Annotated in this window: 26 protein-coding genes and 2 riboswitches; of the genes, 4 read left to right on the forward strand and 22 right to left on the reverse strand. The window is 40.3% G+C overall.

Annotation, left to right across the window (positions count from 1 at the left end):
- Window positions 1–35: 35 nt before the first annotated feature.
- The 14 genes from AB7942_RS08940 to AB7942_RS09005 all read right to left on the reverse strand — a co-directional run bounded on the left by AB7942_RS08940 (window position 36) and on the right by AB7942_RS09005 (window position 14,003).
- Window positions 36–1,388: a bifunctional metallophosphatase/5'-nucleotidase gene (locus AB7942_RS08940; protein ID WP_369446566.1), complete on the reverse strand. Its 1,353-nt coding sequence runs from the start codon at window positions 1,386–1,388 to the stop codon at window positions 36–38.
- A 1-nt stretch (window position 1,389) separates the two neighbouring features.
- Window positions 1,390–2,217: a sulfite exporter TauE/SafE family protein gene (locus AB7942_RS08945; RefSeq protein ID WP_369446567.1), complete on the reverse strand. Its 828-nt coding sequence runs from the start codon at window positions 2,215–2,217 to the stop codon at window positions 1,390–1,392.
- 39 nt (window positions 2,218–2,256) lie between these two features.
- Window positions 2,257–3,102, reverse strand: a complete 846-nt coding sequence (locus AB7942_RS08950; protein WP_369446568.1) for a DUF72 domain-containing protein — start codon at window positions 3,100–3,102, stop codon at window positions 2,257–2,259.
- On the reverse strand, window positions 3,062–3,379 hold the full coding sequence (locus tag AB7942_RS08955) for a hypothetical protein (protein ID WP_369446569.1): 318 nt from the start codon (window positions 3,377–3,379) through the stop codon (window positions 3,062–3,064). Before AB7942_RS08955 ends, AB7942_RS08950 begins: the two co-directional genes overlap by 41 nt.
- A gap of 81 nt (window positions 3,380–3,460) precedes the next feature.
- Window positions 3,461–4,858, reverse strand: coding sequence for a Fe-S cluster assembly protein SufB (sufB, locus tag AB7942_RS08960; RefSeq protein WP_088089493.1), 1,398 nt, complete (start codon window positions 4,856–4,858; stop codon window positions 3,461–3,463).
- A 91-nt stretch (window positions 4,859–4,949) separates the two neighbouring features.
- Window positions 4,950–5,393 carry a Fe-S cluster assembly sulfur transfer protein SufU gene (sufU, locus tag AB7942_RS08965; protein WP_088089494.1) on the reverse strand — a complete coding sequence of 148 codons (444 nt, stop codon included), beginning with the start codon at window positions 5,391–5,393 and terminating at the stop codon, window positions 4,950–4,952.
- A complete protein-coding gene (locus AB7942_RS08970) occupies window positions 5,383–6,612 on the reverse strand; it encodes a cysteine desulfurase (RefSeq protein WP_369446570.1) in 1,230 nt (409 codons plus the stop codon). Before AB7942_RS08970 ends, sufU begins: the two co-directional genes overlap by 11 nt.
- Window positions 6,612–7,922, reverse strand: coding sequence for a Fe-S cluster assembly protein SufD (sufD, locus tag AB7942_RS08975; RefSeq protein WP_168245597.1), 1,311 nt, complete (start codon window positions 7,920–7,922; stop codon window positions 6,612–6,614). Before sufD ends, AB7942_RS08970 begins: the two co-directional genes overlap by 1 nt.
- A 21-nt stretch (window positions 7,923–7,943) precedes the next feature.
- The gene (gene sufC / locus AB7942_RS08980; RefSeq protein WP_088089497.1) at window positions 7,944–8,729 is read right to left on the reverse strand and encodes a Fe-S cluster assembly ATPase SufC; all 786 of its coding nucleotides are present in this window, start codon (window positions 8,727–8,729) and stop codon (window positions 7,944–7,946) included.
- A gap of 394 nt (window positions 8,730–9,123) precedes the next feature.
- On the reverse strand, window positions 9,124–9,963 hold the full coding sequence (locus tag AB7942_RS08985; RefSeq protein WP_369446571.1) for a MetQ/NlpA family ABC transporter substrate-binding protein: 840 nt from the start codon (window positions 9,961–9,963) through the stop codon (window positions 9,124–9,126).
- Between the two features lie 16 nt (window positions 9,964–9,979).
- Window positions 9,980–10,645 (reverse strand): methionine ABC transporter permease, encoded by a 666-nt coding sequence (locus tag AB7942_RS08990; RefSeq protein ID WP_088089499.1) that lies wholly within the window; start codon window positions 10,643–10,645, stop codon window positions 9,980–9,982.
- Window positions 10,638–11,663 (reverse strand): methionine ABC transporter ATP-binding protein, encoded by a 1,026-nt coding sequence (locus tag AB7942_RS08995; protein WP_369446572.1) that lies wholly within the window; start codon window positions 11,661–11,663, stop codon window positions 10,638–10,640. Before AB7942_RS08995 ends, AB7942_RS08990 begins: the two co-directional genes overlap by 8 nt.
- Window positions 11,664–11,828: 165 nt before the next feature.
- A riboswitch (SAM riboswitch) is annotated at window positions 11,829–11,938 on the reverse strand.
- A gap of 133 nt (window positions 11,939–12,071) precedes the next feature.
- Window positions 12,072–13,388 (reverse strand): O-acetylhomoserine aminocarboxypropyltransferase/cysteine synthase family protein, encoded by a 1,317-nt coding sequence (locus tag AB7942_RS09000; RefSeq protein ID WP_369446573.1) that lies wholly within the window; start codon window positions 13,386–13,388, stop codon window positions 12,072–12,074.
- Window positions 13,389–13,453: 65 nt separating this feature from the next.
- A riboswitch (SAM riboswitch) is annotated at window positions 13,454–13,564 on the reverse strand.
- Between the two features lie 79 nt (window positions 13,565–13,643).
- Window positions 13,644–14,003 (reverse strand): SCP2 sterol-binding domain-containing protein, encoded by a 360-nt coding sequence (locus AB7942_RS09005; protein WP_369446574.1) that lies wholly within the window; start codon window positions 14,001–14,003, stop codon window positions 13,644–13,646.
- A 238-nt stretch (window positions 14,004–14,241) separates the two neighbouring features.
- On the opposite strand from AB7942_RS09005, the gene AB7942_RS09010 reads away from it, so the two are divergent.
- Window positions 14,242–15,168 carry a nuclease-related domain-containing protein gene (locus tag AB7942_RS09010; RefSeq protein WP_369446575.1) on the forward strand — a complete coding sequence of 309 codons (927 nt, stop codon included), beginning with the start codon at window positions 14,242–14,244 and terminating at the stop codon, window positions 15,166–15,168.
- A 386-nt stretch (window positions 15,169–15,554) separates the two neighbouring features.
- Here AB7942_RS09010 and AB7942_RS09015 read toward each other — a convergent pair whose 3' ends face one another.
- The 8 genes from AB7942_RS09015 to AB7942_RS09050 all read right to left on the reverse strand — a co-directional run bounded on the left by AB7942_RS09015 (window position 15,555) and on the right by AB7942_RS09050 (window position 23,305).
- A complete protein-coding gene (locus tag AB7942_RS09015; RefSeq protein ID WP_088089505.1) occupies window positions 15,555–15,863 on the reverse strand; it encodes a thioredoxin family protein in 309 nt (102 codons plus the stop codon).
- Window positions 15,864–15,870: 7 nt separating this feature from the next.
- A complete protein-coding gene (locus AB7942_RS09020; RefSeq protein ID WP_088089506.1) occupies window positions 15,871–16,227 on the reverse strand; it encodes a toprim domain-containing protein in 357 nt (118 codons plus the stop codon).
- A gap of 146 nt (window positions 16,228–16,373) precedes the next feature.
- The gene (locus tag AB7942_RS09025) at window positions 16,374–16,613 is read right to left on the reverse strand and encodes a YusG family protein (protein WP_369446576.1); all 240 of its coding nucleotides are present in this window, start codon (window positions 16,611–16,613) and stop codon (window positions 16,374–16,376) included.
- 108 nt (window positions 16,614–16,721) lie between these two features.
- Complete coding sequence (gcvH, locus tag AB7942_RS09030) at window positions 16,722–17,105, reverse strand: glycine cleavage system protein GcvH (protein WP_088089508.1); 384 nt, start codon at window positions 17,103–17,105, stop codon at window positions 16,722–16,724.
- Window positions 17,106–17,185: 80 nt separating this feature from the next.
- Window positions 17,186–17,542 (reverse strand): arsenate reductase family protein, encoded by a 357-nt coding sequence (locus tag AB7942_RS09035; protein ID WP_369446577.1) that lies wholly within the window; start codon window positions 17,540–17,542, stop codon window positions 17,186–17,188.
- 193 nt (window positions 17,543–17,735) lie between these two features.
- A complete protein-coding gene (locus tag AB7942_RS09040) occupies window positions 17,736–19,520 on the reverse strand; it encodes an acyl-CoA dehydrogenase family protein (RefSeq protein ID WP_369446578.1) in 1,785 nt (594 codons plus the stop codon).
- 95 nt (window positions 19,521–19,615) lie between these two features.
- Complete coding sequence (locus tag AB7942_RS09045; RefSeq protein WP_369446579.1) at window positions 19,616–20,791, reverse strand: acetyl-CoA C-acetyltransferase; 1,176 nt, start codon at window positions 20,789–20,791, stop codon at window positions 19,616–19,618.
- 126 nt (window positions 20,792–20,917) lie between these two features.
- On the reverse strand, window positions 20,918–23,305 hold the full coding sequence (locus tag AB7942_RS09050) for a 3-hydroxyacyl-CoA dehydrogenase/enoyl-CoA hydratase family protein (RefSeq protein ID WP_369446580.1): 2,388 nt from the start codon (window positions 23,303–23,305) through the stop codon (window positions 20,918–20,920).
- Between the two features lie 204 nt (window positions 23,306–23,509).
- Between AB7942_RS09050 and AB7942_RS09055 the strand changes: the two genes are divergently transcribed.
- From AB7942_RS09055 to AB7942_RS09065, 3 genes are all read left to right on the forward strand, one after another.
- Complete coding sequence (locus AB7942_RS09055) at window positions 23,510–23,644, forward strand: YuzL family protein (RefSeq protein WP_214715611.1); 135 nt, start codon at window positions 23,510–23,512, stop codon at window positions 23,642–23,644.
- Between the two features lie 105 nt (window positions 23,645–23,749).
- Entirely contained in the window at window positions 23,750–24,040 is a 291-nt protein-coding gene (locus tag AB7942_RS09060; protein WP_483310857.1) for a hypothetical protein, read from the forward strand.
- Window positions 24,041–24,070: 30 nt separating this feature from the next.
- Entirely contained in the window at window positions 24,071–24,418 is a 348-nt protein-coding gene (locus AB7942_RS09065) for a spore coat protein (protein ID WP_214715609.1), read from the forward strand.
- Window positions 24,419–24,454: the final 36 nt, after the last annotated feature.

The raw sequence follows: 24,454 nt of genomic DNA on the forward strand, positions 1-24,454 counted from the left end.
TTTATGACAGGTTATGAAAAAGCGTGTAGCCCATTCTATGACTGTATTTGTAACTTCCTTTTTAATAAATCCCTTAGGAATTCTGGCAAGAAATACTTCTTTTCTTTTTGCGGAAGAATGTCTTTGAAAAAGTGGCCAAACGTAAACATATCAGGCAGGGCTAACGTATAATTTCTTTCATAATCGACTTCCGTCCCATTAATAAACATGACGTCTCCATGAAAACTAATTCGGTCAAAGACAAATATCCCTAAAAGAGTTCCTCTGAATCCAAGTCCTTTGATATGCTTATGGATTAAGCCTTCATCTTTTGTCTGCCAATAAACCTCTTCTAATTCTTTTCCAGTTAGTTCAACCACACACGGATTTATTGGATGTGGACAAATCTTCAGCAAATCGTAAACCGTAACATCACCCGATAAAGGCCCTAACAATAGCCCTGCGTTAATCATGGCACAATCAGTGTTACACCATTCTCTTAATGCCCTGCAAAGCATAAATGAAAACTCCGTTTCATGAAAAAGATCATTAATTAGAGGCTTAGCTAAGGTGGTTACTTTTTGATTTAAATCGGCTTTTCCTCTTGTAAAATAAGCATCGATTTGCTCCTGCTCATTTTTAGCTTTCGGCAGATCCTTACTGTCATATAAAATGGCCCTCTTAGCGGTAATCTCTTTTTGTTCATCCACTTTGAGAGTAACGTGGCCAACAAAATATCCATACTTACCTGCCGCCCCAAGGAGGGTCTCCTCCACTAGCTTTCCTTTTTCCAGGAAGTGATGGGTATGTGAACCTAATATGACATCAATATCAGGAAATTCAGCTGCTATGGATTCGTCCACATTAAGACCGAGATGGGAAAGTAAAATGATTACGTCTGATTCTGCTTTTACTTTTCCAATCCATATTTTCAACTCTTCAATCGGCTCTGTCACCTTCCAGCCCAGTAAACCATATAGATGGGCAAACGGTGCCGTTAAACCGATGACACCCACCCTTGTGCCCTTTTTCGAATGATAAATCTTATATGGCTTTACCCAGCTAGGAAAGCCTCCATCTTGTTGATAAAGGTTCGCTAACAGAACATCAAACTGAGCGTTTTCATAGAGCTCATTTAAGTTGTCATATGGGAGGTTAACCCCTTCATTGTTTCCGATCGTTACAGCGGTATAGTGACTCTCATTTAACAGATCAATATTCCCTTTCCCTCTTGTCGCTTCTGTGAAAGGGTGCCAGCGATCTATAAAATCACCGATATCAAATAGAAGTACATCCTCATCTTTTTGGTGATGCCTATCATGTTTTATTGCTAGGAACTGCTTAATTCGGGGCCAATTTTCTAAGTGACTGTGGACATCATTTGTATGATAAATATGTATGGTTTCCATCCTAGACCTGCCCAAAAATCCCTTGATAAATTAACCTAACTCCAACAATGACAAGAATGGTTCGTAAAATTAATACAATTGTTTTACTCTTAAGCTTTGTGTTTAAAAAGACACCCACGTTAGCTCCAATCCAAGCCCCAGGAACCAATGCTAAAGCATAAAGCCAGTCCACATTTCCTAAAGTAATATGTGTAATCGAGCTCAGCAAGGATGTTGGTAAAATCATAAACATCGACGTGGCCGTTGCCACATGTGGTGGAAAGAAAAACACCAAAATCATGGTCGGAACCATTAAGGACCCGCCGCCAACACCAAAAACTCCCGATAAAAAGCCAACTACAAAAGCAATCAGGACTCCTATTATTGGGTTATATCCGTATTCAAAGGTTTTACCTGCATTATCAATAAAAGTGCGGATAATTCCCCGATCTTTCCGATAAGGAATGGGCTTTAATTTGTCCTTTAGTAATAAAATAATCGAAATAAAAATAATAAATAGTCCGAAAAAGATATTGAACGTCTTCATATGTAAGCCTTCAGTTACCCATGCGCCCAGAATACTCCCTGGACCACTTCCGATTAGAAAAATCAGGCCGCTTTTATAATCAACTGTTTTGTGTTTCATATAAGCTAATGTAGATGATAGACCTGTAAAAATCATCGTAAACAGTGATGTCCCTACCGCAACCTGAGGTGTTATATGTCCAAAGGCTGATAGGGTTGATAAATAAAGCAACGAGGGAACAATAATAATTCCGCCGCCTAATCCTATTAGCGAGCCTAACGAACTCGCAATAAGTCCAATCACTACTAGAATAATCCATTCCATGTTTTCTTTCTCCTAACCTCTCGCTGTTTTGTATCCCTTTTATAATAAATCTAGCTGGCGTGGAGCAAGTCCCTGATATTCAATTTGTAAAAGGTTGACCATTTCCTTGGCATTGTCTGCCGCATCTCCACCAGAGTTGTTGTTAAAAAGGAGATAAACATCTCTTGATTCCTGTGCTAATTTTTGAATGGAATCTGCCCATTCTTCTAGCTCCTTTTGGTTATAGCGGTAAAGATAACGGACCTCACGCCAATCCTCTCCGATTCGTTTTTGCCAGCCATGGACATTACGACCGTGAAACCTTACAAGAACCTTATCGGGGGTTGTCGTCTCTAATACAGTTGGGATGGAACCAACTCCAGATTGTGGTTCATCACAAATACTATGGATCCATTTTTCTTTTATCATAAAATCAAGTGTTTTTTGACGATACTGGGGAGCGAACCACGACTGATGTCTAAATTCTAATGCGCAAGGTAGGTCACCCATCTCATGCTTGCACCATCTTAAGTATTCGACATTTTCGCGAGTACATGTAAACCATGGTGGAAATTGAAAGAGGGCCATCGCTAGTTTATTTGTTTCTATGTATGGTTCGAGCGACTCTTTGAAAGCTCTGAACATCGCCTGTTTATTTTCAAACGGAATTTCCCCTCGCATATGTCCTGTCATTCCCTGGTAGGTTTTCACAATAAATTGGAAGCCGGCCGGTGTTTCATTGACCCACTTCTCAGCATTCCTTTTAGGCTGAATCGCATAAAAGGCTGAATCTACTTCTACGATTGGAAAGTGGCCTGCATATGCCTTTAGCTTGTCCCTTGACGAAATTTGGCCTGGATATAAGCTATCGTGGTCGCCCCAGCCGGTTACACCGATGTAGATCAAAAAACTCACCTCCAACTATTAATAATAGCATAACCATTTTTCGATTTGAGAAAAAGGGTAGAAGATATTTAGGTGCAAACAACAATTTCATGGCAAATGGGGCAGTCGCCAGTAAAGTGGGGCTATTCGCCAGTTGGACACGCTTATCCGCAAGTTGGACACACCTATCCGCAAGTTGGCGCATCCTATCCGCAAGTTGGCTCACCCCATCCGCAAGTTGGCTCACCTTATCCGCAAGTTGGACACATCTATCCGCAAGTTGGAGCACCTTATCCACAAGTTAATGGCGACTTCAGCAAATCCATACGCAAAAACCCGCCTGCCATTGCGGCAAAGCGGGTAAATTTTATAAAAAATATTATCCGATAGATCCTTCCATCTCGAACTTAATGAGACGGTTCATTTCAACGGCGTATTCCATTGGTAATTCTTTCGTAAATGGCTCGATAAAGCCCATAACGATCATTTCTGTAGCTTCCTGTTGAGAAATACCACGGCTCATCAAGTAGAAGAGCTGCTCTTCAGAAACTTTAGAAACCTTTGCTTCATGCTCGAGCGAGATGTTATCGTTTAAGATTTCATTATATGGGATTGTATCTGATGTCGACTTGTTATCCATAATTAATGTATCACATTCGATATTAGAACGTGCCCCATCTGCCTTACGTCCGAAGTGAACTTGGCCGCGATAGGTTACTTTACCGCCATGCTTAGAAATTGATTTAGAAACGATCGTTGAAGATGTATTTGGAGCTAAATGAATCATTTTCGCTCCTGCATCCTGGTGCTGACCTTTTCCGGCAATTGCAATCGAAAGCGTCATACCACGAGCACCTTCGCCTTTTAAAATAACGGCAGGATACTTCATCGTTAATTTCGAACCGATGTTACCATCAATCCATTCCATTGTCGCATTAGCATCACAAACCGCACGCTTTGTTACAAGGTTGAAGACGTTATTAGCCCAGTTTTGGATCGTTGTATAACGGCAGTAGGCATCTTTTTTAATAACAATCTCAACAACGGCACTGTGCAGGGAGTTTGTTGTATAGACTGGTGCTGTACAACCCTCAACGTAATGCACGTGTGCGCCTTCATCAACAACGATTAATGTCCGTTCAAATTGACCCATGTTTTCAGAGTTAATACGGAAGTAAGCCTGTAATGGCGTATCTACTTTCACACCAGGTGGCACATAGATAAACGAGCCGCCTGACCATACAGCAGAATTAAGTGCAGAAAACTTGTTATCGGTTGGCGGAATTGTTTTTCCAAAGTGTTCGCGGAAAATATCTTCATTTTCCCTTAAAGCAGAATCTGTATCCTTAAAGACGATCCCTAAGTCTTCTAGTTCTACCTTCATGTTGTGGTAAACGACTTCAGATTCGTACTGAGCGGATACCCCAGCAAGGTACTTTTGTTCAGCTTCTGGAATTCCGAGCTTATCAAAAGTTGCCTTGATTTCTTCTGGCACTTCATCCCATGACTTCTCTGATTTTTCGGATGGTTTTACATAATAAGTAATTTCATCAAAATTTAAAGAAGCCATATCCCCGCCCCATTGTGGCATAGGCATTTTGTAAAAATGCTCAAGCGACTTCAAACGGAAGTCTAACATCCATTGTGGCTCATTCTTCAATTTAGATATTTCTTTGACTATATCAGATGTTAAACCACGTTTTGATCGGAATATAGAAACGTCTTTATCGGCAAATCCATATTTATAATCACCGATTTCCGGCATTTTTTTCGCCATCGTCGTGTTCCTCCATTCTTAGAAAAGCGGAAGCGCCTTAGTTAGGCGCTGGAGCTGGACATTGCCCTCTCCCACCCGCGTTTTCTTAATTTTATGCTTGTTCCTCTTCTTTCAAACCTTTTTCCATGGCCTTCCACGCTAATGTGGCACATTTGATGCGGGCTGGAAACTTACAAACGCCCTGAAGTGCTTCAATATCACCTAAATCAAGATCGTCATCGTCGTATTCGATCCCCTGCATCATATCAGAAAAGATCTTTGCTAATTTTAAAGCTTCTTCGATTTTTTTCCCCTTAATCGCCTGCGTCATCATCGAAGCAGATGACATTGAAATCGAACAGCCTTCCCCTTCTTGCTTTGCGTCGACCACAATTCCATTCTCCACTTTTAGGGTTAATTGAATACGGTCACCACAGGTAGGGTTATTCATATTAATAGTATGGCTGCCATCCTCTAAAACACCGCGATTACGGGGATTTTTATAATGATCCATAATCACCTGACGGTAAAGTGTATCTAAATTATTAGAAGACATCGCTGAAATACTCCTTTGTTTTAACAAGTCCTTCAACAAGTTTATCTATATCATCTTCCGTATTATACAAGTAGAAACTTGCACGTGCAGTCGCGGAGGCTTTAAGCCATCTCATTAGCGGCTGAGCGCAATGATGTCCGGCACGAACAGCAATACCTTCTGCATCAAGTACCGTTGCTACATCATGGGGATGAACATCACTTAAATTAAAAGTGATTAGCCCTGCCCGCTTCGCTGCATCAAGTGGACCGTAAATAGTCATTCCGTCTACAGCAGACATTTTTTCCAAAGCATATGCTGCAAGTTTATGTTCATGTTCGGCAATTTGGTTTAAGCCTACTTCATTTAAAAAGTCGATAGCAGCCCCAAGACCAATGGCGCCTGCAATGATTGGAGTACCGCCTTCAAACTTCCAAGGCAGCTCTTTCCAAGTTGATTCGTACAATTGCACGAAATCAATCATTTCGCCGCCGAATTCGATTGGCTCCATGTTTTCGAGTAGATGTTTTTTTCCATAAAGAACACCAATACCGGTCGGTCCGCACATTTTATGTCCTGAAAAAGCTAGAAAATCACAATCTAAATCTTGAACATCAATTTTCATATGCGGAGCACTTTGCGCTCCGTCTACAACCATGATGGCACCATTCTCGTGTGCAATTTGACCAATTTCTTTGACCGGATTGATGACGCCAAGTACGTTTGATACTTGCATGACAGATACAACCTTGGTATTTGCTGTAATCGCCGCACGTGCATCATCGAGTAAAATCGTTCCATCTTCTTGAAGTGGAATGTATTTCAACTGTGCTCCAGTCCGTCTGGCCACTTGCTGCCACGGAATGATATTACTATGGTGCTCCATATAGGTTATAACGATTTCATCGCCTGCTTTTAAATTCGCTGCCGCATAGCTTGCAGCCACAATATTCAAAGACGTTGTCGTTCCACGGGTAAAAATTACTTCTTGAATGGACTTGGCATTGATGAACTTACGAACCTTTTCCCTTGCACCTTCGTAAGCATCTGTTGCTCTTGTTCCTAGTGTATGCACACCACGATGGACATTGGAATTGATTTCACGATAATATTTTTCAATTGCCTCGATTACTTGGAGCGGCTTTTGAGATGTTGCAGAACTATCCAAGTATACCAATGGCTTCCCATTGACCTCTTGATCTAAGATTGGAAATTGTGCACGAATATCCTGGACATTCATTAGCGTACTTTCCTTTCAATTACCTCAGTTAACTGTTTCTTTACTCCTTCAATTGGAAGTTGATTCACAACCGGTGCAAGGAAACCATGAATAACTAAGCGCTCTGCTTCTTCTTTACGAATTCCGCGGCTCATCAAGTAGTAAAGCTGAACAGGGTCAACACGTCCGACAGAAGCAGCGTGGCCTGCCGTTACATCATCTTCATCAATCAGAAGAATTGGGTTAGCATCACCGCGTGCTTTTTCACTTAGCATAAGTACGCGTGATTCTTGTTCCGCATTTGATTTAGAAGCACCATGTTCTATTTTTCCGATACCATTAAAAATGGAGGTAGCACTGTCCTTCATGACACCATGCTTTAGGATATAACCTTCACTATTTCTTCCAAAGTGTACAACCTTTGTGGTAAAGTTTTGCGTTTGCTCGCCACGCCCAACAACGACTGTTTTTGTATCACCGTAGGAGCCATCACCGATCAAATTAGTTGTGTTATCTGAAATTGTATTTCCTTCATTCATTAAACCTAATGCCCATTCAATTCGTGCATCTCTTCCGACAACACCACGACGATTTACATAGGTTGTGATTCCTTTTGCAAGCGTATCAACTGCGCCAAACTGAACTTTCGCGTTTGTATTTACAATGACTTCCGTCAAGATATTTGCAACAGTAGTTGATACTTCCATCGTCGAAATGTAGTTTTCAACGTAGGTTACTTTGCTATTGTCCTCAGCGACGACAATGACATGATTAAACAAGTTCGCCTGATCATTATCATGCACATAAATGGCATGGATTGGTTCAGAGACTTCTACATTTTTTGGAATATATAAGAAAACTCCGCCATTAACTAGTGCAGCATTTAGAGCGGTTAAGCGATGTTCATCGGCATTGATGGCTTGTGTCATATAATACTTTTTCAATAAGTCACCATGTTCTTTAGCAGCTGTAAAAATATCTGTAAAAATAACGCCTTGACTCTTTAGCTCTTCAGATAAAGATAAAAAGGCTGGAGTTTGATTTCGTTGAATATATAAATTATTATTCTCTGCATCCACATCAATCAGTGCTTTTACTTCTTCTGGCAATTCAGCAAGTGAAGTATAGGGAGCACTTTTTACAGTATGTTGTGAGAATTGGGTGAAGTTCCACTTATCAATCTTTGTTTTGTCTGGTCTTGGCATTGGCAGCTGATCGAACTCAGCTAATGCTTTTAGACGTAGTTCTTCAAACCAAGCAGGCTCGCTCGTTTCTTTTGAAAAGGAGCGAACATTGTCCTTGTCAAATGGTAATTTGGTTTCAGTTGTCATTGTAATCCTCCTAACCCTCTCTTACGCTTCTTGCCCAACTGTTTCATCTTCAATTCCTAGCTCTTGTTTGATCCAGTCATATCCTTCAGCTTCTAAGCGTTGTGCCAATTCAGCTCCACCGGATTTTACAACACGGCCTTGCATCATCACATGCACATGGTCTGGAGTGATATAGTTTAAAAGTCGTTGATAATGTGTAATAACTAAGCAGCCAAAATCTTCGCCGCGCATTTGATTGATCCCTTTTGATACTACCTTCAAGGCATCGATATCTAGTCCGGAGTCAATTTCATCTAAGATTGCAATTTTCGGTTCTAACATCATTAATTGCAGGATTTCGTTACGTTTTTTCTCACCGCCGGAGAAGCCTTCGTTTAAATAGCGTTGTGCCATATCAAGGTCCATTTCAAGGTATTCCATTTGCTTATCCATTTTACGGATGAATTTCATTAATGAAATTTCATTTCCTTCACCAAGACGGCTATTAAGTGCTGAACGTAAAAAATCAGCATTGGTAACGCCGTTAATTTCACTAGGGTATTGCATTGCCAGGAATAGACCAGCTCGTGCACGCTCATCTACTTCCATATCCAGGACATTTTGTCCATCTAAAGTGATTGTTCCGCTTGTCACTTCATATTTTGGATGACCCATAATAGCAGAAGATAAAGTAGATTTACCCGTACCGTTTGGACCCATGATTGCGTGGATTTCTCCACCCTTTATTTCAAGGTTCACACCTTTTAAAATTTCTTTCCCATCAATTGCTACATGTAAATCTTTGATCGTTAAAGTTGATCCAGCCATATCTATACCTCCGAAAAGAAAGTGTTGTTTCTTGTAGATTGAGTTATTCTATAACTCTATTCTCATTTTATTCTCATTCCAATCTTATAACAAATGAAATGTATTAGCAACTCTTAAACAGTAAAAACAGTCCATCTATTTTCATTAAGCTTGTACCAAATGAGAATGAAAAGAGGATTTAGAGTGTTGTGAATGATAATTCAGTATATTATTATTAATGGAAATGACACTCGATTAAAATCATACCTCATTTTTTTAGCATTTCCAAGCGAATTCAGGTCTAATGTTCTCTCTATTTTTACCCATCGTCATTGTTTAAATGTATGCCATCTTTAGACACAACTACAGAGAAAAAGCCAGTGTTTCTACACTGACTTTTTTCCCATTTATAACCTTATTCAGAAACTGGTACAACGGCACCTTTGTATTTTTCAAGAATGAAGTCTTGGATTTCTTTAGAATGAAGGACTTCGACAAGTGTTTTGATAGTTTCTTTGTCTTTGTCCTTAGAACGAACGACAACAAGGTTTGCCGGAACAACGTCATCGCCTTCAAATGCGATTCCATACTTTCCGATGTCAATACCGCCTTCTAATGCGTAGTTCGTATTAATGACAACCGCATCGCCTTCACCGCTTTCGAAAGAAGAAGCTAATAATTTTGCTTCAATTAAAGTTGAGAAATCAAGATTCTTTGGATTTTCGACAATATCCTCTACTCTTGCATTTGCGCCAACGCCTTCTTTAAGCTTAATTAAACCTTCTTTTTCAAAAATAGGTAAAATACGTCCATGGTCACTTAGTGAATCACTCATAATAATTTTTGCACCTTTTGGAAGGTCTTTTAAACTTTTATATTTTTTAGAATAAATTCCGATTGGTTCCTTATGAATTTCCCCAACACTCACAAAATCAAAATCCTTATTTTCTTTCATTTGTAGGTCTAAATACCCTGGTGTTTGAAAATAATTAGCGTCGAGTTCTTTATCCCTTAACGCTACGTTTGGTAGGATATAATCTTGAAAAACTTTTACTTCTAGATCAATGCCTTTTTTCTTTAATAAAGGTTTTGCCGCTTCTAGCACTTCTGCATGCGGTACAGCAGATGCACCAACGACTAATTTCTTGTTACCATCATTTCCTTCTTTTTCACCTGTATCGTTTTTAGCACCAGCGCACGCTGTTAGGGCAAATGCTAATAGCGAAATTACAATCAAACTAAATACCTTTTTCATTAATTAACCCCTCCTGTTATCGTTTATCTGTTTTCTTTGTAAAATAATCTCCAATAAATTGGATAATAAAAACTAAAATTAATATCGCAATCGTTGCAACTAAGGTGACAATCGGTCGATTACGCTGAAAACCTTCAAGGTAAGCAAAATGTCCAAGTCCGCCAGCCCCAATGACTCCGGCCATTGCTGTAAAGCTGACTAGAGAAATGGCTGTGACTGTAATCCCTGAAATTAATGCCGGCAAAGATTCCGGTATTAATACTTTAAAAATGATATGAACATGTGTTGCTCCCATCGATTGCGATGCCTCAATAACACCTTTATCGATTTCCCTAAGGGCTATTTCTACCATTCGTGCATAAAAAGGAGCTGCTCCAATAATTAGGGCTGGTAGTGCCGCATTCGCACCGAGCATAGTCCCAAGCAATAATTTTGTAAAAGGAATTAATAAAACAATTAAGATAATAAAGGGGATTGATCTGAAAATATTAACAAAGCCAGCAATAATAACATTAACAGCTCGATTAGCCCAGATATTACCTTTATCTGTTAAAAACAACAACAGACCAAGGAATAATCCTAAAATAAAGGTTGCAAACACTGAAATGGAAGTCATATAAATCGTTTCACGTGTTGCTTCTAATAATTGTTCCCAATTTACCATTTCCATAAGGTTAGCCATTACTGATCACCTCCACGCCTACTTGCTGTGAGTGAATATAATCAATGGCTTTCTGTATTTCGCTAGATTGCCCATCCAAGTGGATAAATAATGTTCCGTATGATCCAGTTTGCGTGTGGGAAATTTTCCCCTGAAGAATATTTACGATAACATCAAAGTCTCGGATGATGTTTGTGATTAATGGTTGTTCTGTTGTTTCCCCTACAAATGAAAGTTGAACCACTTTTCCATGCGGATAGCGTTCAAGTAAATGTTCAATCGTTTCCTTCGTTTCTTCCGGTTCCGTCACCTGCTGCACAAAGCGCTTTGTAATTGGCTGTTCTGGATTTTTAAATACATCTAAAACCGGACCAATCTCTACAACCCTACCGTTTTCCATGACCGCAACCTGGTGACAAATCTTCCGGATGACATGCATTTCATGGGTGATTAAAACAATTGTCAGACCCAGTCTTTTATTAATATCGACTAACAATTCCAAGATAGAATCAGTTGTTTGCGGGTCTAGTGCTGAAGTCGCTTCATCGCATAGGAGCACCTTTGGATTGTTAGCGAGTGCCCTAGCAATCCCCACACGCTGCTTTTGTCCGCCGCTTAATTGGGATGGGTAGGCATTTTCTCTTCCTTCAAGGCCTACTAGTTTAATTAGTTCGTCCACTCTTTTTTTCCTTTGTGAACCATTTACACCTGCAATTTCAAGTGGAAACGCAATATTTTCACTTACCGTCCTCGACCACAGTAAGTTAAAATGCTGAAAAATCATGCTGATTTCCTGGCGTGCTTTTCGAAGCTCACTGCCTTTAATCTTCGAAATAACGCGGCCAGCTACTGTTACAGTTCCGTCGGTTGGCAGCTCTAATCCATTTAACATTCGGATTAAGGTACTTTTACCAGCACCACTGTATCCAATCACTCCGAATATTTCTCCCTCTTGTATATCCAGGTTGACATCATCGACGGCTCTTAGCTGCCCCTGTTTAGAAGGGAAAATCTTCTGGACATTTTTTATTGATATCATTGAATCACCTGCTTCTTATCCAATTTACTTAACATTCTGAAAGATTTGTATTGTAATATACCGCTTATTAATATAGGATTTGACTTTTTTAACAAAAAGATTCTGTTTTAACAAAATAAAAGCCTTTCTGCGCAGGCAGAAAGGCATCATTAAAAATAATCCTTTCTCCCATCTCCCAAAGCAATCGCTTTGTGTGAATTGGCACCATTTCAATAATAAATATTGACGGTTGCCGGGCTTCATCGGGCACATCCCTCCACCTCTCTTGATAAGAGCATCAAGTATCCTATATTCAATTAAAACGTTAATTTGTTTAAGTAATTATATTACAAAAGTTATCGTATCATGGATAAAAAGGGGTGTCAATGAAAATAACTTCATATTCGGAAAAATAAGTTTTGGTAACTTTTATGCATTTACCTTGAATGAGATTACACCAGTAGCAGCCAAAATAGCTGATTCGAGATCTTCGATTAAATCCTCAACATTCTCGATACCGATTGAAAGGCGAATCAAATCCTCTGTTACACCTGCAGCTTTCAGGCCATCAGCATCTAATTGCTGATGGGTGGTGCTTGCTGGGTGAATAATTAAACTTTTTGCATCGCCAACGTTTGCAACATGCGCCCATAGAGTAATCGAATCGATTACTTTGGCTCCTGCTTCTTTACCGCCTTTAATCCCGAAGACAACCATGGAACCTGCACCTTTTGGCAAGTACTTTGTGGCTAATTCATAATCTGGGTGGGATGGGTGTCCTGGATAAGATACCCATTCCACAGCAGGGTGATTGGTTAAATATTCCACCACTTCTTTTGTATTAGCCACATGTTCCTTCATCCGAACATGCAGTGTTTCAAGACCAAGGATAAACTGGAAGGAATTTTGCGGACTTAATGCCGGTCCTAAGTCACGCAGCAATTGGACACGGGCTTTGATAATAAAGGCGATCGCACCTAAGGCTTCGGCATAAACCAGGTCATGGTAGCTGGCATCTGGCGTCGTAAAACCAGGGAAACGCGGTGAATTCCAATCGAACTTCCCACCATCGACTATAACTCCACCTGTAGTTGTTCCATTTCCTAAGAGCCATTTGGTGGCAGAATGAATCACAATATCGGCACCATATTCAATTGGCCGGCACAGATATGGAGTGGCAAAGGTGTTATCAATAATTAATGGAACACCTGCGGCATGGGCAATATCGGCAACTTTTTCAATATCAAGTACACGAAGGCTTGGGTTACCAATCGTTTCAGCGAAAACAGCCTTTGTTTTGTCGGTAATGGCCGTACGGAAGTTTTCCGGATTTTCAGGGTCAACAAATTTCACTTTAATCCCGTATTTTGGAAGAGTCACTGCAAAAAGATTATATGTTCCGCCATAGAGATTTGATGCCGATACGATTTCATCGCCAGCTTCAGCAATATTTAAAATGGCGAGGGTAATCGCTGCCATACCGCTAGCAACTGCTAGGGCACCAACGCCGCCTTCCAATAATGCTACTCTTTCTTCAAAAACGGTAGTAGTAGGGTTGTGAATGCGTGTGTATATGTAACCAGGTTCCGCTAAGCTAAATAGGTTTGCCGCATGCTCTGTATTCTTAAATTGATAGGCGTTGTTTTGATAAATCGGAACGGCACGTGCCCCCGTTACCGGATCCGGAGACAATCCACCATGAACACTCAATGTTTCAAAACGATACTTCTTCTGATTTTCACCCATACTACTTCCTCCTTTTTTGCAATTCAACAAACAAAACCCCCGCTTCAAAGAAGAGGGGGTCTCTCTCCTCATCTCTCAGAGCATCGCCGCTCTGCTGGATTTAGCACCGTGTGATTGTGTTATAAACCGGTTGCCGGGCTTCATAGGGTCAGTCCCTCCGCCACTCTCGATAAGTATGTTTATTGAATTTTCTTTATTATTTGATTATTCACCTAAAACTTTACAGTAAGTTCAATTCCGAGTCAATAGCTATGATTAGAAATTTGTGATTTTTGAAAAATTTTCCTGTGCCTTTGTCAAATAGAAGATGGATTCTATCAATAATGTGGTACGAATTGGAGCGGAAATACTTAATTGGCCGTTATGTTCAAGGGCCCTTAACCGTTCCTTCCCTTCAAGTAGTTGTTTCATTGCCTTAAGGTCACCGCGGATTTCGGATATCGTTCGTGTCTCTTCGCTATCATGAAGTATGAAAATTTCTCCATTCTTTATGATAATCTGAAAAGTATTTTGTTCACAAACCAAATTCACTCGCAAATCGATATGTTCTAGTAACGGCAGAACATGCCTTTGCTGTTTGATTGCTAATTGAAAGTTTTTCAGCATCTCTATCATAATCCACCACTCCGGTCTGCTCTCTTATATTAAATATACAGGAGCGGGGCATGAAATCCTCTTTAAAGTGGTCGACAATTATCAACCTTTTGGAGGGGATTTACGGAGATTTCCTGAGAAATATGTCGGATGGAGAGAATTTTTTGAAAAGTGTTGAAAATTATTCATACATTACATCAAGTTTGTGGGCAGCATTTTGTAAAATGAAGTTAGATTCGAAATCGAAAGGATGTGGATTATGAGTTTTAAAGACCGTATTGAAGCAGATGAAATTAAAATTTTAAGATTTCTAAACTCGCGAATGAAATTAGCTGAAAAGGATAAAATTCGCTTTCGTAACCTTGTGAAAGGATTTGAAGGTGAAGTTATGTTTGACTCATTGACAGAGAAGCTTCAGTGTCCAAGTTATATTCTAAACGACCTGTTACTGGAAACTAATAATGGTAAATTCCAACTTGATACAGTGATGATTACTCAAGACCCCCTCTATCTTTTTGAAGTAAAAAATTATGAAGGTGACTTTTATTTTGAAGGTGACCGATTCTATGCTCTACCCAAAAAGGAATACAAAAATCCCCTGCACCAACTACAACGAAGCGAATCCCTACTCCGCCAGCTGTTAGAAAGCCTTGGGTATCGAATCCCTATTGAGGCTTATGTAATTTTTATCAACCCCCATTTTACCTGTTATAAAGCTCCACTTAATGAACCCATTATCTACCCAAATCAGCTCCCTCGCTTTATGCACAATTTAAATAGGAGACCGTCAACATTAAATGGGATGCACAAAAAGCTAGCTGACCAACTGGTTTCGATGCATCAAATTGAATTACCTTATGATAGGTTACCTCCATATGACTACGGTAAATTAAAAAAAGGTAACATTTGTCGGGTCTGCCTCTCATTGAAGACTACTGTTGTAAATAATAAACTTGTGTGTGAGGATTGCGGTTGTCACGAAGTGATTGATCATGCCGTTTTACGTGTTGTGGAGGAAATTAAGCTGCTTTTTCCTAATATAAAAATTACAACAAATTTAGTTCATGAATGGTGTAAGGTGGTTGAGTCTAAAAAAACAATTAGAAGGATTTTAAAACAAAATTATAGTGTTGAGGGTAAGAAGGAATTTGGTTTCATTAGTTTACATGACCAAAGACTTTTTTAACACAAGTGACACTCTTCACAGTGACCGTTGCTGATCTTTTTTCACCTCGACGGGCACTCTGCACTTTTCACAGTGACCGTTCCTGATCTTTTTTCACCTCGACGGGCACTCTGCACTCTTCACAGTGACCGTTGCTGATCTTTTTTCACCTCGATGGGCACTCTGCACTCTTCACAATGACCGTTGCTGATCTTTTTTCACCTCGATGGGCACTCTGCACTCTTCACAGTGACCGTTGCTGATCTTTTTTCACCTCGATGGGCACTCTGCACTCTTCACAGTGATCGTTGCTGATCTTTTTTCACCTCGATGGGCACTCTGCACTCTTCACAGTGATCGTTTATGGGTTAAAAGCAATTAAAAGCAGATGCACTTTGCGCATCTGCTTAGGATAAATGTTGTTTTATTTTTTCAAGCAAAAATGGAACTGATTGAAAAGCGTAGAGGGTTTCTTTTATCTTGCCGGCTTGAACAAATAATAGGCAAGGGACACTTTCAATTGCAAAATCCCTAGCAAGGTCTGGGTAGAAATTTAAATTCATTTTTCCCATATCTAACTCTACTAGTTGCTCAATGACCTGCAGCATTTTTGAAGCTACCTGACAGGTACCGCACATGGGTGTATAAAAATAGACTAACCCAGTCGCCTTTTTTTCAAGAAAGGCAGATAAATCTGTTCGATTCCATTCGTTCATATATCTTTTAACCCATTTCTAAAAATTCAGTATGAACATCGATATTCGCCCCTATTAGAACGGTTGCCAAATGGTGCACTGGCGCAGTTGCCACCTCACGATACATCCGGTCAATATACAAATGTTCCGCTTGTGGAAATTCTCGTTTTAACTGTTTGCGAAGCTTTTCACCTGAGGAGTCGGCATCCACAAGAATATAGACATCCTTATCCTCAAGAAATTCAATTAGTTCATCTAATTTTGTGATACTGATCGTGCCATTGGTACAAATAATTTCTACTGGTTCCTTAACAATTCTTTTGACCTTATTTTTATCTGATTTTCCTTCGACAATAAGAACTTTGTCAACATACGAATCATTCATCATCCATCACCTGTATTAGAAGTTGTTTATGTTAACATATTCTAAAATATTGATTACGTGTGCATTCTTCTGCCTATGTTAACTTTATCATTATTGTCATTTTAAAAATAGGGATTTGCCTCAGAATTCACGTGAAATTTACCTAGTTAACACCATCCTCCATCATCACAATCTGTATATTTTGCATTTGGGTTTTCTGTTGTTGTGACATGTTGATAGATCTTTTGTTGATCCACTTCAAAATGATGCTCTAATTCTACTTGCATGTGATTTGAAAGCTTCATTTTTCCAATCGGTGTATTATCAAGAAACAGCTCCATTTCCCCATTATTCATTTTGCCAATCACTCGATTGGTAACATCGACTCTTTGCTGCTTTAACGTCATACTCCCACCCTCTTCAATATATTTATTATAAGGTTCCCTAAAATAGTAGAAGAAAAAGTGGGAAATTAAGAGAAAAAGCACCTTGACAAGGTGCTTTTTCGGGATTAATTAGCCTTCTTTAGTCATTTCTTCATATTGTTCAGCCGTCATGAGCTTATCTAGTTCACTGCTGTCTGATAATTCAATGACAATCATCCATGCTTTTTCATAAGGAGATTCGTTGACAAACTCAGGGCTATCACTTAAATCTTCATTTACTTCAACGACTTTACCACTAACTGGAGCGTAAAGCTCAGAAACAGTTTTTACAGATTCAACACTTCCAAATGGTTCGTCCGCAGATAACTCATCGCCAACTTCTGGAAGTTCAACGAAAACGATATCTCCTAATTCATGTTGTGCAAAAGCAGTAATCCCCACACGCACTTTTTCCCCTTCAACCTTTACCCATTCATGTTCTTCTGAATACCGTAATTCTTTTGGTGTACTCATCTTAAAAAACCTCCATTGTTTTTTTTAAAATCTATCATCGAAATAAATCGATTCCCATTAGTAATGAAGGAAGAGCAGGCTTACTGCCACATTTTTTCATACTCTTCTTCTTTAAAGCCCACGGTGACACGTTCACCATCTGTTAAAATCGGCCGTTTAATTAACATGCCATCGGAAGCCAGTAATTCTAGCAGTTCTTCATCTGTTGCAGACTTCATTTTATCCTTTATCCCTAATTCACGATATTTCATACCGCTTGTGTTAAAGAATTTCTTTAATTCCAGTCCGCTTTTTTGATAAAATTCCTGCAATTCCTCACGACTTGGAGGATGTTCAACAATATGTACTTCTTCATAGGAAAGCTGATGGGCATCCATCCATTTCTTCGCGTTTCGACAAGTGCCGCATTTCGGATACCAGTAAAACGTCAGAGACATCAAGTTCACCGCCTTTTCCTATTAAATATCAATGACTTGTTAGAGTCAATTGAATATTATCATAACGTTTTTCAAAATCCTAATGCAAAAAATATGTTCTACTTAAAAAAATTCGACTAATTTTTCAAAATTCCTTCCTTTTCTAATATAAAAATTTAAGCCCCCTTCCTAATAGAAAGGGAGCCTGATTTAATTAAACTAGATAGCGTTCGGCTTTAATAATGACATCCGCAGCTTCACGTTTTTTCGCAATGACATTAATTGGAGTATGACGTGTAAATTTACGAAGCGAGGACAACATCATACGCAGGGTATCGCCTTGTTCAACAGCCACTAATGTTTCTTTGGCAATCGCCTCAAGCTCATTGAAGGCTTCTTGGCAGTAAATTTGCGTATAAAGAAGTTTCTGCTTGTTCTTATCTAAACCAGTTTTTGCAATTGCTTTTTCAGTACGTAACACAACGGATTCCATTGCATACACGTTAGAAACAAGATCCGCGATATTTGCTAAAACTTCCTGCTCTTTTTCAAGTGCTTTGCCATATTTTTGCGTAGCTAAACCAGCTGCTAAAAGGGCAATCTTTTTTGCATTTCTTACAAGATATTTTTCCTGTGCAAGTGGCTCATCACCAGGTTCTTCTGGTGTTAACATCATTAATTCCTCTTGAAGGGCCACTGCCTTTTGAAATAATGGAAGCTCACCCTTGAAAGCTTTTTTCAATAAGGTGCCTGGCACTAGAAGGCGGTTAATTTCATTTGTTCCTTCAAAAATACGCTGAATACGTGCATCACGATACGCTCTTTCAATAGGATACTCCTGCATAAATCCGTATCCACCATGAATTTGTACACCTTCATCCGTTACATAGGCTAATACTTCACTTGCAAAGAATTTATTCAATGAACACTCAATCGCATATTCAGCAATTGAATTTGCCACTAATTTAATATCCTTTTCTTCTTCAGTTGAAAGTTTGCCTTGGTTTTCTTCGTATAGACCTATGGTACGATAAACAGAGCTTTCTGCCGCGTAAATCTTAGAGGCAAGGGTTCCGAATTTTTCTTTTGTTAAATTGAATTGTGAAATTGGTGTTTTAAATTGTTGACGCCCATTTGCATATTTAACAGTTAATTCAAAGGCCTTCTTGGAACCCCCCACACTGCCAACTGCAAGCTTATAACGCCCGATATTTAAGATGTTAAAGGCAATCACATGCCCTTTACCAATTTCACCTAATAAATTTTCGACAGGAACGGGAACATCTTCTAAAATAAGCGTCCGAGTGGAAGAACTCTTAATTCCCATTTTCTTCTCCTCTGCACCAGTTGAAACACCAGAGAAATCCCGGTCAACAATGAATGCAGTGAATTGCTCGCCATCAATTTTTGCATATACAACAAATACATCAGCAAAACCGGCATTGGTAATCCATTGCTTTTCCCCGTTTAGAATGTAATGAGTACCTGCAGCATTTAATTTAGCCGTTGTTCTGGCACCAAGGGCATCCGAACCAGAACCTGGTTCAGTTAAGGCATAAGCGGCAAGTTTTTCACCTGATGCAAGGGCAGGTAAATATCTGCGTTTTTGGGCCTCATTCCCGAACAACACGATTGGCAGGGAACCAATTCCCACGTGAGCCCCGTGAGAAAGAGAGAAACCACCGCCTCCAGCCATTTTTTCGGTAAGTAGCGATGAGGTAATCTTATCTAGGGCTAAGCCTTCATATTCCTCCGGTACGTCAACGGCTAACAGACCCAGTTCACCGGCTTTTTTAAGGAGCTTCACCGTCCGGTCAAACTCATGGTTTTCTAAATGTTCAAGCTGAGGAACTACTTCTTTTTCAACAAAATCTTCTGCTGTTTTCGCAATCATCAAATGCTCTTCGGTAAAATCCTCCGGTGTAAATAGTTGCTCGTAAGAAATATCTTCAATTAAAAAGCTTCCGCCTTTAATGATTTTTTCTGTTTGGTTTGCCATTATTTATTCCTCCTAATCTTTGATTAATGGGGGCAACTAGCCGCCCCCTTGTAAAAGGTATATGTTCAAGAATGCTTGGGACAGCCCCAAATGAATTAAAGTAATTCAAATACGCCCGCTGCACCCATTCCACCGCCGATACACATCGTTACAACACCAAATTGTTCGTTACGGCGTTTTAATTCGTGAATTAGTGAGAGCGTTAATTTTGCTCCCGTACATCCAAGCGGATGTCCTAGGGCTATGGCGCCGCCATTTACGTTGACGATTTCATCGTTTAGACCTAGTTCACGAATAACTTGTAGGGATTGTGAAGCAAAGGCTTCATTCAATTCAAATAAGTTAATATCCGATAACTCTAGGCCCGCAAGTTTGACGGCCTTTGGAATCGCAACAACCGGTCCCACACCCATAATTTCAGGTGGAACACCGCCAACAGCAAAGGATCTGAATTTTGCCAATGGCTTCAGGCCAAGTGCCTCAGCCTTTTCACGGTCCATGACAAGCAATGCCGCCGCCCCGTCACTTGTTTGTGAGGCATTACCAGCTGTAACGGTGCCTGACACTGAGAAGGCCGGGCGGAGTTTACCTAATGTCTGCAAATTTGTATCTGGGCGAACGCCTTCATCCTGCGAAAATCGAATTGTTTTTTCAACAAGCTTATTGTCATTACCCACCGTCCGGATTGTTACATCGACAGGAACAATTTCATCGACGAATTTCCCTTCGGCAATTGCTTTTGCGGCACGCTGATGGCTTCTTACCGCGAAAGAATCTTGATCATCACGGGAAATTCCATATTTCATCGCCACTTGCTCGGCCGTGTGACCCATTCCCATATAATATTGCGGAGCCGTTTCAGCTAGTTTGATATTTGGACGGACAACATGCCCCATCATTGGGATCATGCTCATCGATTCTGCTCCGCCCGCGATAGCTGTATCGGTATGGCCAAGCATGATTCCCTGTGCGGCATAAGCAATTGCCTGCAATCCTGAAGAACAGAAACGATTGATTGTGATCGCAGGAACGGTATATGGAAGACCTGCTAATGCCCCAATATTGCGAGCCATATTGTTGCCTTGTTCGGCTTCAGGCATAGCACAGCCAATGATTAAATCATCAATATTTCCTTCATAATTTCCAGCACGCCTTAATGTTTCCTTTACAACCAATGCGCCCAAATCATCAGGGCGAACATGGGCAAGCGTCCCTTTCTTCGCTTTACCTACCGGGGTCCTTGCGCCGGCAACGATTACCGCTTCTCTCATGTAAGTTCCCTCACTTTCTTTCAAATTAGAAAAATACAAATCTTTTATATTGGGGTCTATCTCCTCGTTCAAAACGACCTAAACGAAACCTTTTGTAAGAGGGGTCTTACCCCTTATTTTAAAAAATTAGTTTCTTAATGGTTTACCCTTCACAAGCATATGCTGCATGCGCTGCTGTGATTTTGGTTCCGAAATAAGGCTTAAGAAAGCTTCTCTTTCAAGATCCAATAAATATTGCTCATCTACTTCTGTCCCGAATGGTACTTTTCCGCCAGCAATCACATAGGCAATCTTCTTGGCAATTTTCAGATCATGCTCTGAAATATACCCAGATAAACGCATAGCTTCGGCACCAAGTAACAGGGTCGCATAGCCAGTTTCACCAACGACCGGCACCTTTCTGCGTACTTTTTGCTTATAGCCTTGTTCGTGTAAGGCTAACACGGCTTGCTTCGCATCATAAAGCAGATGATCGTTATTAAAGCTGATTCCATCAGAAGAATCCAAGAAATTATTTTCACGTGCTTCTTCAGCGGATGTGGAAACTTTTGCAGTGGCAATCGTTTCAAACACTTTATTAGCGACATTCTGTAGGTCAAATGGTACACCATTTGGAAGGTTTTCTAAGTGCTTCATATAAAGCTCTTTGTTTCCGCCGCCGCCTGGAAGTAAGCCGACACCGACTTCAACAAGACCCATATACGTTTCGGCTGAAGCTTGAATGTGCGCTGCCGGCAAGCACACCTCAGCACCGCCTCCAAGTGTCATTCCAAACGGGGCAGCAACGACTGGCTTAGGACTGTATTTCACTTTCAGCAAGGCACTATGAAGGTTACGGACAATCATATCCAACTCATAAATATTGTCATCCTGCACTTCCATGAGCATCATCGCTAGGTTCGCTCCGACACAGAAGTTCTTTCCTTGGTTGCCGATGACTAGCCCCTTATAGTTCTTCTCAACTTCTTCCACGGCATAGTTAATCATTTGAACAATATCAAGACCAATGGCATTGTTAGGTGAATGGAACTCTAATAGAGCTACGCCATCCCCGATATCAATCAGACTTGCCCCGCTATTCTTTTTAATAACACCTTTTTGTTTCTTAATCTTTTTCAGGTCGAGTGCCTTTGGATTAAGTTCAACCAATCGATATTGGCCGTTATCATAGAAGAACAACTCGCCATTTTCTTCTAAATAGAAAGATGAATGGCCATTTTCTAACATTTCCGTTACCCAGGCTGGAACTTCAAGACCGGCTTCCTTCATTTTTTGAACGGATTTTTCTACACCAATCGCATCCCATGTTTCGAATGGCCCTGTTTCCCAGCCAAAGCCCCATTTCATTGCACGGTCGATGGAAACGATATTGTCAGCAATCTCGCCTAATAGCTGAGCGGAGTATACAAACGACTGTGCCATTGTATTCCATAAGAATTGTCCAGCCCGATCATTGGCATATACAAGCGCTTTCAATTTATTCGCTGTGCCTTTTTCCTGCTTGCTAAGTTCAACCGCAGGTGTCGATAGTTTTTTACGTGGACCATACTCCAACGAGCTTGGATCCAATTCAAGAATTTCTTTCCCCTTTTTCAAAAAGAAGCCTTGACGCGATTTGCTTCCAAGCCAGCCTTTTTCAACCATTCCCTTTATAAAGGGAGGGATTTCGAAAACTTCCTTTTCTTTACCTTCGACTTTTTCATAGACGTTATTAGCCACATGATAGAAGGTGTCCAATCCAACCACGTCTAGTGTTCGGAAGGTTGCACTCTTTGCCCGGCCAATGAGTGGCCCTGTGATGGAGTCTACTTCTCCGACACTTAAGCCCGCCTTCAACATTTCCTGAACAGTTACGAGCAGTCCGTAAGTCCCGATCCGGTTAGCGATAAAGTTTGGTGTATCCTTGGCGACAACCACACCTTTTCCTAAGACATCCTCACCGAAAGTTTTCATGAATGAAAGTACTTCTGGAGCCGTATATTGAGTAGGAATCACTTCAAGCAATTTCAAATAGCGCGGCGGGTTAAAGAAGTGTGTGCCAAGGAAATGTTTTTGGAAATCTTCAGAACGGCCTTCAACCATCGCTTCTACAGAAATTCCTGAGGTATTGGAACTAATGATGCTGCCAGGTTTGCGGTATTGTTCGACCTTTTCAAATACCTGTTTCTTGACGTTGAGGTTTTCAACAACCACCTCAATGACCCAGTCCACATCTTTCAGTTTGACTAAATCATCCTCAAGGTTACCTGCTTCAATCAGGGCCAAATTCTTTTTCACCGCTAGTGGGGCAGGTTTTTGCTTCAATAATTTTTGAATGGACGCGGCACTGATGCGGTTACGAACTTGTTTATCCGCTAAAGTCAGTCCTTTTGCTTCTTCTTCTTTCGTTACTTCACGTGGCACAATATCCAATAATAGTGTAGGAATACCGATATTCGCTAGGTGGGCAGCAATTCCTGACCCCATAACTCCGGACCCTAGGACAGCTGCTTTTTTAATTAATTGGTTCAACATTGTCTCCCCCTTCAAACTTTGAATGAATACTCATTCATTTTTTTGTCAAAAAAAATTCACATATGAATGAGTCTTATTATTACTTACTATAGAATATTTTGAAAATTTGTGCAATCCATAAACGTGGAATTTTATAATTTTTTTTAAAAAAATTTTTTAAATATTTGGCTATAAAAGGGCACCCTAATATCCGAGGTGATAACAATGGCGAAAATGAAGAAGGATCCTTCCAAAGCAGGCGTTAGTGCTGCAAGTGTGAAGGGCAATGGCGGGCCAGGCGGCGAAGAGGCTCACGTTGACAAAAAAAACAGCCAAAACAATCAATTTAAACGAGGATGAAGAAAACAGGCTGAGCACGTCAGCCTGTTTCTCTTTTTGTATAAAAATTCCTGTTTGAGAGACCATAAAGTCGTAAAGATTACACGAATTAGGAGGGTTATTATGCTGCAACAAAATATGAATATGCCCAATATGAACATGCAAAATCAACAAACGAGGATGCCAGAGCCACCCGGAGTTGTATCAACAAAAGATGCCCTTTATTTAACAGATATGATGTCATGGAATTTGCTCTCTGCTAAAAAAGCACACTTTTTTGCCGGGCAGTGTCAGGACCCTGAATTAAAAGCAGAAGCAGAAAAAGTGGGACAAATGCATCAGCGCCACTACCAACAACTGCTAGGTCACCTAGGCCAGCACGCCAACCAACAGCAGCCGCTCAATAATATGCAATAAAGAAAAGACGCACAAAGGAGGAAAGTTGAAATGAATCAATATCAAAACCAACAACAAAAGATTAAAAACCCTGAGACCCAGGTACCAAAAACGCCGCAAATGAACGAACGCGATTTCATCAATGATTTACTAACAACGGAAAAGTATATGACAAGTGCTTACAGTATGGCCTTACATGAAGCAAGCCACGAAGGATTGTATCAGGACATTATGCAGGTTTTTACAGAAACTCAACAATGCCAGCGCAACCTTTATGACCTCATGTTTAAAAAGGGCTGGTATTCAGTTGAAGCTGCTGATCAGCAAAAGCTGCAGCAGTCCTACCAACAGTTTCAAGGATACACGAATCAGTTACCAAGTGGCGGGACTATTCAATAATTGTAAAAACCGGAGGCATCACCGCCTCCGGTTATT

It is taken from the genome of Neobacillus sp. BF23-41, assembly GCF_041106275.1.